Source organism: Acinetobacter sp. YK3 (assembly GCF_001729365.1).
GTDB classification, from domain to species: Bacteria; Pseudomonadota; Gammaproteobacteria; order Pseudomonadales; family Moraxellaceae; genus Acinetobacter; species Acinetobacter vivianii.
Window position 1 is genome coordinate 1 of record NZ_LZPJ01000132.1, and the last position, 11,637, is coordinate 11,637.

The following is an 11,637-nucleotide window of genomic DNA, read 5'->3' on the forward strand; positions in this document are numbered from 1 at the left end:
TAAGTAAAGTTTTAATAAAGTATTGTGATCAACACATCATTTCTCATTTTTTGCTTTAATTATCGATATTTAAAAATAAAAAAAGCGCACATTGTGCGCTTTTTCTAAAGGAAACTTAGTGACCAGAAATTGTGATCATAGAACCTTTTACATTTGCTGTACCATTGTTGTAGTAAGTTTGTAGACCTTGTACTTCAACATCACCGATTGATTTAGCTTCTTTACTACCTAAATGTACGCCTTTAATGTATACATCAGTTGCTGGAGTTGTAGCACCAGAACCTGTAATGATACGTAAATAACCATTACTTGTATCTTCTTTACCTACTACACTCACTGCTGCATTTACAGTTAAGTCTGCACCAGAAGCATCAGAAACTTTGATGCTATCAAGATAAATTTGACCAGCAGCACGGTTACCTGTAGTACCAGCACCTGTACCTTGCTTAGTTGAGCTATCCACAATACCAAGATCTTTAAGCTCTAAACCACCTTGCATTTTTGTATTTAATACAATCATTGCACCTTGTGGAGCAGCACCTAACTGGATATTTGCACTTGTTTTACCTGTTTTAACCGTTAAACCAGATAAAATTGCATTGTAATTCGCATCATCATTACCACGACGAACTGATGTTGTACTCGCAGCATTTGAGCCAGATACACCAATCTCACCTACGTAAATATCTAGGCCAGAAACTGCCGCAGCAACGTTCAGGAATGCACCATTAGTACCCGTACCTTTGTCTGTATCAATCACTAAATCAGCAAGGTTATGAGATGCTAAAGCACGAGAAGTATCAAGAGCATCGCCAGCTGCATTCATTGGTGCTGTAATTACAATACCGTTTGTCGCTGTAGCGCCAGTACCATTTCCTTTAATGACGATTGCACCAGCTTCACCCGTACCACCAGCAGTTGTCGCTAAACCATCGTTATCATGAATTAAAACTTTTGCAATTTCGATTTTAGAAATACCGATACCGATATTAAGACCATCTTGACCTGTTGCAGCGCTTAGTGCAGCATCGTCCATTGACTGCATAGCCATTGCATTTGCGCTAATCGCCATTGAAGAAACTAAAACAAGTTTAGTAAACATTTTCATTGAGCACTCTCCCAAGAGCATTTATTTTTTGACTTTCACTACTCTAAACTGTCCACGGTCGTTTTTTTATTAATGACAACTAGAACTTCCAATCCTTGAGTAGTTCGCTTAGCAATTACTAAATTACCTGTTTGTTATTTTATGTTCAACTCCTGTTAACTGCTTTTTGAGCACAACCCGACAAACGGCATATAAATCACTCAATTAACGCTTTTTCAGCATTAGCTCATAACCGCATGTAATCATTATTTATTTTTAATTTTTATCCTACATAATCAAAGATTAATTTCTACTCACTGCCCGTTTATCCACTCCCAATAGTGTTGTTACAAGTGTAAACAAAAACGCATTCTTAATCGTTAAATTGATCTTAATATCAATCAGACTAACAAAGCAAAAATCAGTTCTCACCCTTTCCTCAAAAATGCTGGTTTTTCATCTCATCAGGCCATAAATATCGATCGAGACTTTTTGAATGTAGTACAATTCCTCCCTCCAAATGTATCTGCAAGTATTTCCGTTTTTATGTCTTATTTTCAGCAAAAGCTTAACACGCAACTCACTTCTGCATTTGACCTTCTTGCCCAGCTTAATGAATTAACGGGTCTTGTTTATTTATATAACCATCATGCCCCTGTTATTGCATTTTTACCCCAAGAGTTTCTCATTTTCCAACAATTAGAATTAAAACAATTTCATCAAACTCAGTTTAATCAATATCAAATAAGATCAGGGGCTTGTTCACTTACCGCTTTTTCAACGTTTAAATCTAAGCCAAAGACATCAAATGCAACTTTTAGTGGTGGCTATATTGGCTTTTTCAGTTATGACTTTAGTGCAAATCAATTTGTTGAAGTAAGTGGACGCGATCAGCCTGATTTTTTCTTAGGTCAGTATTCGACTTTTTTAAAGTTTGAGAATAATGCTTGGTATTTTCATAGCGATGATCTTCAGGCCGAACTCATCTTTAAGCAAATCTCTGATCTCATCAATCAACCTGTTCAAATGCCACCTGCACTTTGTCTACTTGAAAAGTGCCAAGCCCGTTGGTCAAAACAGCAGTATCTCGATGCTTTTCATCAGGTACAGGAATATATTAAAGCAGGCGACTGTTATCAAATTAATTTAACTCAAGAATTTACAGCATATGCGCAAGGGTCACTTTTAAGTCGCGCCAATCCATTGTGGGAACTTACCCATGCACCTTATGCGGGCTATCTCAAAATACAGGATTTTGAACTATTAAGTTGTTCGCCTGAATTATTTATTGAGTTTCAGGCCAACAAAAAAATTAAAACGCGTCCAATCAAAGGCACGATGCCGCGCTTTGATGATCCCCAACAAGATCAGATATCAAAAGATAAACTCAGTTACTCTGAAAAAGACCAAGCTGAAAATGTCATGATTGTAGATCTTTTACGTAATGATCTCAGTGTCTATGCTGAAACAGGCTCTGTTGAAACCACTAAACTATTTGAAATTGAAAGCTTCAATCAGGTTCACCATATGGTGAGTGAGATTACAGCGACCTTAAAAGCAGACATCAATCCCATGCAGATGCTCTTATCTGCCCTGCCAGGTGGCTCAATCACAGGTGCACCAAAGATTCGTGCCATGCAAATTATTGAAGAGTTAGAAGGTGCACCACGTGGTGCTTATTGTGGCAGCTTAGGCTATTTTAATTTTGATGGTACAGGCAGTTGGAATATTTTGATTCGCAGTATTCAAAAATATCAGGACCAATTATCGATGTGGGCGGGTGGCGGCATCACAATTGCGTCTGATGCGGAAGCCGAATATCAGGAATGCTTTGATAAAATTTCTGCCATGCTTGATTTGCTCAATACATGGCAGGCTTCTGAACAGTAAATCTCAATACTGATTTATAAAATTTGCGTTTTAAGGGTATCTACTAAACGCTGGTTTTGTTCATCGGTACCAATCGTAATACGCAGGAATTGATTAATGCGTGGTTTATTGAAATAACGCACAATAATTCCCTGCTCACGTAATTGTTGAGCCAGTTGAGCAGCATCATGTTGAGAATGCGTGGCAAAAATAAAGTTGGCTTTTGATGGCAATACCTCAAAACCTAAAGCACTAAGATCTGTTACCAGTTTTTCTCGGCTCTCAATCACCTTGGCACATTGCGCTTCAAAATAAGCTTGATCTTCAAATGAAGCCACCGCTGCTGCAATCGCAAAACGATCGATTGGATACGAATTAAAACTATTTTTGACTGCTTCAAGTGCCGCAATCAAATGTGCTTGCGCAATCGCAAAACCAACACGTAAGCCAGCCAATGAACGTGATTTCGAAGTGGTCTGACAAACGACTAAATTCTCATAGCGATTGACCAGTTGCACCGCGGACTCAGCACCAAAATCAACATAAGCTTCATCAATCACAACCACGCGATCTGGATTTGCCTTGAGTACCTGCTCAATCTCATTTAAACCGAGCGCGATACTGGTTGGTGCATTTGGATTGGTGATAATGATACCGCCATTTTCCTGTTCATAATCCGATACATCTATTTCGAATTTTTCATTCAAAGGAATCTGCTTGGTTTGTGTTGCAAAAAACTGGCTATAAACAGGATAAAAACTATAGGTAATATCTGGATAGAGAATCGGTTCTTTCTGGATAAAAAAAGCTTTAAAAATATGTGCCAACACTTCATCCGAACCATTGCCGACAAACACTTGAGCCACATCAACCTGCTGCTGCTTGGCAATCGCCTGTTTTAAAGCGGTTGCATCAGGATCTGGATATAAACGCAAAGCATCGGCTTGTTCAGTTAAAACTGCTTGCACAGCCTGCACCACTTTTGGCGATGGCGGATATGGATTTTCATTGGTATTCAGTTTAAGCAAGTTCTGAATCTTAGGTTGCTCACCCGGTACATAAGGTTCTAATTCGCGAACCTCTGGACTCCAAAAACGCATTTGTTCTGCTGTAAACGTCATTGTTCTACTCTCATGTATCCTAAAAAAGGGGCTTTCCAGCCCCTATCAATCTTTGAATCGGTTATTGGTAACGATAACGGGCTGAGCGCGCATGAGCATCAAGATTTTCTTGCACTGCCAGAACATCGGCTGCTTTTGCCAAACTTTTCACACCCTCTTCAGAGCACATGATCAAGCTAGAGCGCTTCTGGAAATCATAAACACCAAGTGGTGAAGAAAAACGTGCTGTCCCCGATGTCGGCAAGACATGGTTTGGCCCCGCACAATAATCACCAATGGCTTCTGGGGTATAACGTCCCATAAAGATTGCCCCTGCATGACGAATGTCCTGACTCATCAACTCGGCATCATCAAGACACAATTCCAAATGCTCTGGAGCCACCTGATTAATCAGTTCAACCGCTTCTGCACGGTCTTTTACCAGCACCAACGCACCGCGATTTTGAATCGAGGTTTTGGCAATTTCTGCTTTTGGCAATTCACTTAAATGCTTTTCAATCGCAGCTTCAACTGCATTTAACAGCGTTTCATCTGGGGTAATGAAAATAGCTTGCGCAACGGTGTCATGCTCGGCTTGAGATAACACATCCATCGCTAACCACTCAGCATTATTTTCACCTTCAGCATAGACCAGAATTTCCGAAGGCCCAGCAATCATATCAATACCGACTTGTCCAAAGACCGCACGTTTTGCGGCTGCGACAAATCGATTGCCGGGTCCTGTAATTTTATCTACCGCTGGAATGGTTTGTGTTCCATAAGCCAATGCCGCAACGGCCTGCGCACCACCGATGGTAAACACACGGCTCACCCCTGCCAAATAGGCAGCTGCTAACACCAGTGGATTCAACTCGCCATTTGGCGCAGGAACCACCATAATAATTTCAGGGACGCCAGCGACATGTGCTGGCAAAGCATTCATAAGTACAGATGAGGGATAAGAGGCTAATCCACCCGGTACATAAATTCCAACACGATCCAGTGGTGTAACTTTCTGCCCCAAGGTATTTCCTAGATCATCAACATAGGTCCAGCCTTCCTGCTTTTGTGCTTGATGGAAAGAACGAATACGTTTTGCAGCAAGTTCTAATGCTTCACGGATTTCTACATTTAAACCATCAAATGCAGTTTTAAGCTGTGCCTGAGTCAGTTCTAAATCAGAGAATTGATGCGCTGGATGTCGATCGAACTGTTGCGTTAATTTAAGCACATGATCATCACCATGCTGACGAACATCAGCAATAATTTGATCTACAGTTTGTATTAATTGAGGATCATTAACGGTTTCAAATGCTAGAAGTTCAGCAAAAGTCTGTTTAAAATTTTGATCCTGAGTCGATAAACGTCGCATCAATTTACCCACAAGGCGAAAAAGAGAACGCTAAGTTTACTCTTTTTCAGCACATTTGTGGGCAAGATAACATCAGCATTTCCACTGCTTTTATAGGAAAAAACTTTTAACCCTCACAATTTTATACTTTTTAAGTACTTACATCAGGATTATCCCAATCCGCATCCGCTTGTATCAGCCAATTTAAAGCACCATGACGCTCCAAAACAACAGAAGCATTTAAATTCGCAGGTGCATTCTGCTGTTTTAAGCGTGCATCAACACATGCCCAATCATAACGATAGATCAGATCTGCTTCATCCAGAATTTCTTCAATATTTCTTAATTTCACCTGTTGCATAAATTCCTGCAATGAGTGACAACGAGATACGACATCAATCGCAAAATCACAATCCGCGATTTCATCTGGATATTTCAGTTCATCGACAATGCCCAGCGCCCACAGTAATACCCAATATGCTTCATACTTCCAGATCATATTGACGATATCTTGCTGTGCGGCACTTCTATTCAATATATTTTTTTCTTTAACAGTTAATTCATCAGCGACTTCAAATTTATTGAGTAGATCGACAATAAAATCTTCCGTTTCTTGATCAAACTGATCACGATCCAGATCACATGCAACTTGAATCATAAGCAAACATGCAATAGCACGCTTGGCAATGTGTTCAGCGGAGCGCGGTATTACATCATCACTTGACTCAATATGTGGCAACCAGTCGATATAAGGTATGGCTTTGGTTTTTAATTTTAGAATAGATTCTTGTTTACGCTGCTCTGGATTTTTCATTGTTCCTGTACATTTTCAACAAACCATAAGCTTTTTTAACATAGCCTCTGGTCAGAAACAAAGTTGTTATGTCTCCCACACAAATATTCGAATGTAAAAAAACCGCTCATAAGAACGGTTTCTTAATTTAATGTACAAAGATCAGTTTTGACGTGCTTTAACCGCTTCTTCAAGTTGCGTCAAAATCGGGTTTAAAACCGCTTGTTTACGTTTAAAACTTGCCTTATTGACAATTAAACGTGAAGAAACTTTGCAAATTTCTTCTAACGGCTCTAAGCCATTGGCACGTAAAGTATTTCCAGTATCAACCACATCGACAATGTAATCACCTAAACCAACCAAAGGAGCAAGCTCCATTGATCCGTATAGTTTAATTACATCCACCTGCTCACCGAGGCTTGCATAATATTGACGGGTTAAATTGACGTATTTAGTCGCGATCTTTAAACGGCCTTTTGGACGTTCCATACCGACTTTACCAGCTGTCATCAATTTACAATTGGCAATTTTCAGATCAAGCAACTCATAAACATGTTGTGCACCATGTTCCATCAAGACATCTTTACCTGCTACGCCAAAGTCTGCTGCACCATTCTCAACATAGGTCGGAACATCAGAAGCACGTAAAATCAAAATACGGACTTTTTTGTGCGTCGTTGGAAAAATCAATTTGCGTGATTTATCTGGATCTTCAAGTAAATTAATCCCCGCCTTTTCAAGCAAGGGTAAAGTTTCCTTTAAGATACGGCCTTTACTGAGTGCTAAAGTTAAACCATGATCAAAATTGCCCATTACGTCAAAATTTGGATCATCGTTTCTTAAGTCATTCATCCTTTTACTCGCTTAATCTGAGCACCTAAACTTTGCAATTTCTCTTCCACATGTTCGTAGCCACGATCAATGTGATAGATACGGTCAACCAGTGTTTCACCTTCAGCAACCAAAGCAGCTAAAACAAGTGAAAATGAAGCACGTAAATCTGTCGCCATGACAGGTGCAGCTTGCAATGTTTCCACACCTGTAACGACCGCATCATGTCCTTCAACCTGAATATTAGCACCCATACGTGAAAGTTCTGGGACATGCATAAAACGGTTTTCGAAAATCGTTTCAGAAATCGTTGCAAAACCACGACCAATGGCATTTACCGCCATCAATTGAGCCTGCATGTCTGTTGGAAATTCAGGATGAGGCAACGTTCTGAAACTCACCGCTTTTGGACGTTTGCCCTGCATGTCCAGTTCGATCCAGTCATCACCACGCGTAACTTCCGCACCCATTTCTTCAAACTTATCCAATACCGCTTCTAACAATGCAGGATCGGTATGCGTGGTTTTCACTCGACCACCCGTAATGGCAGCAGCAGCTAGATATGAACCCGTTTCGATACGGTCAGCTACAACGGCATATTCGCAGCCATGTAAACTTTCCACGCCCGTTACCACTAGCGTATCTGTATCCAAACCTTCAATCTTGGCACCCATCTTAATCAACATTTGTGCAAGATCGGTGATTTCTGGTTCACGAGCAGCATTACGAATTGTGGTCACACCATCAGCTAACGCAGCAGCCATCAAGATATTTTCGGTACCACCAACGGTGACCATATCAAAAACAACTTCACCACCTTTTAAGCGGCCATCAACTGAAGCATGGACATAACCATTTTCTACTTCAATATGCGCACCCAAAGCTTCTAAAGCTTTTAAGTGTTGATCAACTGGGCGTGAACCAATCGCACAACCACCAGGTAATGATACTTTTGCATTGCCATAGCGCGCCAATAAAGGGCCAAGCACCAGAATAGATGCACGCATAGTACGTACAAGTTCATAAGGTGCAAACTGATTGTCTAATGTCGAAGCATCAGCACAAACAGTTTCACCTTCGTAGCTCATGGTCACACCAAGACCAGCAATCAACTTAACCAATGTATTTACATCTTTTAAGTTTGGTACATTGGTCAATGTAATCGGAGAATCAGCAAGAATCATTGCTGCAAGTAAAGGCAATGCCGCATTTTTAGCACCAGAAATGCGCACTTCACCCTCGAGCTTAACACCGCCCGTAATTAAAAACTTATCCATTAATATTTAAGCTCCGAAAAGGCTTGCTTTGCGCCATTCGTCTTTTGTCATTGCGCGAATCGTTACTGCGTGAACTTCACCACTCGCGATATAAGAATTTAGAGGTGCATAAACCGATTGTTGACGAGCAACGGTACGTTTACCTTCAAACTGATCATCAACAATACGCAGGTCAAATTTGCCAGCTTGTCCGCTCACCGCTACCTCTGCTTCAGGGAAAGCTTCTTTTAAAATTTGCGTGAGCTGCTCACTATTCATTCCAAGACCTCTTATACAACCATTGGTGTAAAACGAGCTATTTTACTATAACTTTTTCACATAATTCAGTAAGCAGTTTCTTTTTTTATCAATAAAAAAAAGAGGCTCCACAAAAAGCCTCTTTTATAAAAATAAAAATTAACTCAAAAGTGCCAGTTCATGCTGATAAGAACACTGGATTTTTCTATGTTTAGCAAGCTGACGTTTTAATTTATCGGTCAATTTTCTAATCGAAGTATACATATCATCGGCTGTCGCCTGTGCAAACAGTTCCACCCCCGGCAAACGTATAATTGCTTCAGCAATATGGTTTGCACTTCCCTTGTGTGAACGCTTGTCAATCTGATGATCTTTAGCCAATTTGATTTGCATACTATTCACTTGATCTAGATGCTTGGTCATTTGACTAAACTTTTCTTTTATATTTTCTTCAATTGCTGGTGTAATGGTTAAATGGTGTCCACGAATTGTTATTTGCATAATTCTATCCCTCACCTTTTTCTCAGGATACAAGAAATCGCTCAAGCAAACTTAATGCACATCAGTGGTTCAATATCCATTAAATCATTTCAGCGATTCCTCTAGTGATCATTAAAAAAATTCATTATTCCGTAATAATGAACCAATAGAATAGTCACACCTTAAAATTTAGATCAAGACTTTTCTTTCAGAAGATGAAGGAATATGTAACGATTCACGATATTTCGCAACCGTCCGCCGAGCCACTTCAATCCCTTCATTTTTCAGCATCTCGGCAATTACATTATCCGACAAAGGCTTACGTGGATTTTCATTTGAAACCAGCTTTTTGATCATGGCGCGGATCGCAGTCGATGATGCTTCACCACCCGTCGTCGTTCCAACATGACTTGAAAAGAAATATTTCAATTCGAATAAACCACGTGGAGTTAGCATATATTTATTGGTCGTTACTCGTGAGACAGTCGATTCGTGCAACTCAACTTCTTCTGCTACATCACGGAGCACTAAAGGCTTCATTGCCTCTGGACCTTGCTCCAAAAAGGCGCGTTGATGCTCAACAATACAGGTTGCAACTTTTAATAGAGTCTTATGGCGCTCATCAATACTCTTGATAAAGTTTTTTGCTTCCAGCATTTGATTGCGTAAATAAACATTATCATCACTTTGATCTGCACGACGAATCATGCCTGAGTAAAATGAATTGATCCGTAATTTAGGTAGAATGTCTGGATTGAGCTGCACTTGCCAATGCTGATCTTTCTTGGACACCACAACATCAGGCACCTGATATTCAGATTCCTGTTGGTTGAACTCTAAGCCAGGATATGGTTTTAGAGTCTTGAGTAAATCAACAGCACTTTTTAATTGCTCTTTAGATAAACCTGTTTGCTTTAATAATTTGTTCAAATCATTGGAAATAAGCAGCTCATAATATTTCAATAAATTCTTAGCTTCTGCCAAATAAGGAACTTTTTCATGTACTGTTTCAAGCTGAATCTTCAAGCATTCAGCTAAGTTTCTTGAGCCAACACCTATCGGATCTAAACGTTGAATGTGCTTTAAAACAACAATGATTTCATCTTCTTCAACTTCTTCCACACTCTCCATTTCTTCTAATAATCGAGTAACTGCGAGCACAATATCCCCCAGCTCAGCATCCAAGAATCCCTTATCATCCAGAGAATCAACAATGCAATAAGCAATGAGCTTATCTACAGTCGAAAAATGCAAAAGATTGACCTGATCTAAAATATGCTCTTTCAAACTCATTTGTGCTTGACGATTGTCTTCTCTTTCTTCGTATTCTGGTGACGCCAAAGCAGTTGATTGATGCGTATAAATATCATCCCATTCAGTATCTACAGGTAAATCATTGGGAAGATGATCAGCATTCAGCTCAGTCGTTAAGTCCCCTGTCTCTTTTGCTTCTAAGTTAGAAAGACTTTCAGTTGAGCTAATATCTTCAATTTTTTCAAGTAAGGGATTGCTGTCTAACTGGATTTGAATTTCTTGTTCGAGTTCTAGACTTGAGAGTTGTAAAAGACGTATGGCTTGTTGTAATTGAGGAGTCAACGATAAACTGTTCGCAACTTTCAATCCAACAGATAATTTCATAGTCTTTCCTTCTATTAAGATAAGCAAAAAACATGCCTATAAAAATATTTATAACATAAAGTAATGTTTACGCATACAAGGAAAATTACATTCTTTTTGACTGAGTGAGTCAATATATAGATCACGAGGAAAATGACCTTTCTGCTTCCTCGTACAGAATATTTAAAACACTCGATTTTTAAACAATAATATATTTAAGAGCTATAAAGTAGCGCCTGTACTACTTTCATGAAAAATCAATCCAATTTTACTATCTGGCTTTAGCTCAATGTTCGGTAAAATATCGTCACTTGTATAAGGTTCTCCATCCTGCCCCATACTGAGCAAATAATAATGAGAGGAATCTTTTAACTCGTAATGGTAATAGCGTGGTGAACTGCTCCATGAAACATCAGTAGCGTCAAACACAAAAACTGGACTATTTTCTGGCAAGGACTGACTTAATGTTTCCAGCGAATCTGGATAATGACCATTTTCTACTTTATAAAATTCAATTGCTTGAACTAATGATGTCATAGCTATTTGACTTGATTGAGCGCGCAATTCATCATATAAACCTCCACGCTGAACAAAACCAAAATAAAAGAGCGAACCATAAAGAACAATACTAAGGCCGATACCACAAGCACCAATAATCGCGAGTACTTTACCACCACTTTTTTTAGTTAGTACTCCCCAAATAACAGCAATAATTCCAAAGATAACACCAATACCAGGTATAAACGATATTGCTGCAATTACATAAGGGAAAACACCCAATTTATTTGGCTTTTCATTTACATTAATATCAACCATTAGATTTATCTCATAGTTATCTTTATGTTTTAGTTATAAATAGAATAATCTCCTCCCCCTCATAAAAGTTAACCAATTAGGTCAATACTTCTAACACATTATGTTTTTTGTTCTTATTTTTAACGCGCAATAAAAAACACCCCAACCTCTCTCGAGACTGGGGTGTTTGAATTTAAAAG

Annotated in this window: 11 protein-coding genes; 1 reads left to right on the forward strand and 10 read right to left on the reverse strand. The window is 39.3% G+C overall.

The window, feature by feature from the left end:
- Positions 1-115: 115 nt before the first annotated feature.
- Complete coding sequence (locus A9Z07_RS15885) at positions 116-1,108, reverse strand: DUF6160 family protein (protein ID WP_069579815.1); 993 nt, start codon at positions 1,106-1,108, stop codon at positions 116-118.
- A 525-nt stretch (positions 1,109-1,633) separates the two neighbouring features.
- On the opposite strand from A9Z07_RS15885, the gene A9Z07_RS15890 reads away from it, so the two are divergent.
- Complete coding sequence (locus A9Z07_RS15890) at positions 1,634-2,977, forward strand: anthranilate synthase component I family protein (RefSeq protein ID WP_069579816.1); 1,344 nt, start codon at positions 1,634-1,636, stop codon at positions 2,975-2,977.
- Between the two features lie 14 nt (positions 2,978-2,991).
- On the opposite strand, the gene hisC is transcribed toward A9Z07_RS15890, so the two are convergent.
- The 9 genes from hisC to A9Z07_RS15935 all read right to left on the reverse strand — a co-directional run bounded on the left by hisC (position 2,992) and on the right by A9Z07_RS15935 (position 11,458).
- Positions 2,992-4,077 carry a histidinol-phosphate transaminase gene (gene hisC, locus A9Z07_RS15895; protein ID WP_069579817.1) on the reverse strand — a complete coding sequence of 362 codons (1,086 nt, stop codon included), beginning with the start codon at positions 4,075-4,077 and terminating at the stop codon, positions 2,992-2,994.
- A gap of 61 nt (positions 4,078-4,138) precedes the next feature.
- The gene (gene hisD / locus A9Z07_RS15900) at positions 4,139-5,428 is read right to left on the reverse strand and encodes a histidinol dehydrogenase (protein ID WP_069579818.1); all 1,290 of its coding nucleotides are present in this window, start codon (positions 5,426-5,428) and stop codon (positions 4,139-4,141) included.
- A gap of 130 nt (positions 5,429-5,558) precedes the next feature.
- The gene (locus A9Z07_RS15905) at positions 5,559-6,221 is read right to left on the reverse strand and encodes a DUF4272 domain-containing protein (RefSeq protein WP_069579819.1); all 663 of its coding nucleotides are present in this window, start codon (positions 6,219-6,221) and stop codon (positions 5,559-5,561) included.
- Between the two features lie 141 nt (positions 6,222-6,362).
- Positions 6,363-7,052: an ATP phosphoribosyltransferase gene (gene hisG / locus A9Z07_RS15910; RefSeq protein WP_004774987.1), complete on the reverse strand. Its 690-nt coding sequence runs from the start codon at positions 7,050-7,052 to the stop codon at positions 6,363-6,365.
- Positions 7,049-8,308 (reverse strand): UDP-N-acetylglucosamine 1-carboxyvinyltransferase, encoded by a 1,260-nt coding sequence (gene murA / locus A9Z07_RS15915; protein WP_004774988.1) that lies wholly within the window; start codon positions 8,306-8,308, stop codon positions 7,049-7,051. The genes hisG and murA overlap by 4 nt, the downstream gene beginning before the upstream one ends.
- A 6-nt stretch (positions 8,309-8,314) precedes the next feature.
- On the reverse strand, positions 8,315-8,566 hold the full coding sequence (gene ibaG, locus A9Z07_RS15920) for a BolA family iron metabolism protein IbaG (RefSeq protein WP_004655594.1): 252 nt from the start codon (positions 8,564-8,566) through the stop codon (positions 8,315-8,317).
- A gap of 138 nt (positions 8,567-8,704) precedes the next feature.
- A complete protein-coding gene (gene hpf, locus A9Z07_RS15925) occupies positions 8,705-9,046 on the reverse strand; it encodes a ribosome hibernation-promoting factor, HPF/YfiA family (protein ID WP_004655596.1) in 342 nt (113 codons plus the stop codon).
- A 168-nt stretch (positions 9,047-9,214) separates the two neighbouring features.
- The gene (locus A9Z07_RS15930) at positions 9,215-10,663 is read right to left on the reverse strand and encodes an RNA polymerase factor sigma-54 (protein WP_069579820.1); all 1,449 of its coding nucleotides are present in this window, start codon (positions 10,661-10,663) and stop codon (positions 9,215-9,217) included.
- 201 nt (positions 10,664-10,864) lie between these two features.
- Positions 10,865-11,458 (reverse strand): type II secretion system protein GspG, encoded by a 594-nt coding sequence (locus tag A9Z07_RS15935; RefSeq protein WP_069579821.1) that lies wholly within the window; start codon positions 11,456-11,458, stop codon positions 10,865-10,867.
- Positions 11,459-11,637: the final 179 nt, after the last annotated feature.

Bases quoted from the DNA above. Each gene is read 5' to 3' on its own strand.
- A9Z07_RS15885 (WP_069579815.1), bottom strand. From the start codon at position 1,108: ATGAAAATGTTTACTAAACTTGTTTTAGTTTCTTCAATGGCGATTAGC.
- A9Z07_RS15890 (WP_069579816.1), top strand. From the start codon at position 1,634: ATGTCTTATTTTCAGCAAAAGCTTAACACGCAACTCACTTCTGCATTT.
- hisC (WP_069579817.1), bottom strand. From the start codon at position 4,077: ATGACGTTTACAGCAGAACAAATGCGTTTTTGGAGTCCAGAGGTTCGC.
- hisD (WP_069579818.1), bottom strand. From the start codon at position 5,428: ATGCGACGTTTATCGACTCAGGATCAAAATTTTAAACAGACTTTTGCT.
- A9Z07_RS15905 (WP_069579819.1), bottom strand. From the start codon at position 6,221: ATGAAAAATCCAGAGCAGCGTAAACAAGAATCTATTCTAAAATTAAAA.
- hisG (WP_004774987.1), bottom strand. From the start codon at position 7,052: ATGAATGACTTAAGAAACGATGATCCAAATTTTGACGTAATGGGCAAT.
- murA (WP_004774988.1), bottom strand. From the start codon at position 8,308: ATGGATAAGTTTTTAATTACGGGCGGTGTTAAGCTCGAGGGTGAAGTG.
- ibaG (WP_004655594.1), bottom strand. From the start codon at position 8,566: ATGAATAGTGAGCAGCTCACGCAAATTTTAAAAGAAGCTTTCCCTGAA.
- hpf (WP_004655596.1), bottom strand. From the start codon at position 9,046: ATGCAAATAACAATTCGTGGACACCATTTAACCATTACACCAGCAATT.
- A9Z07_RS15930 (WP_069579820.1), bottom strand. From the start codon at position 10,663: ATGAAATTATCTGTTGGATTGAAAGTTGCGAACAGTTTATCGTTGACT.
- A9Z07_RS15935 (WP_069579821.1), bottom strand. From the start codon at position 11,458: ATGGTTGATATTAATGTAAATGAAAAGCCAAATAAATTGGGTGTTTTC.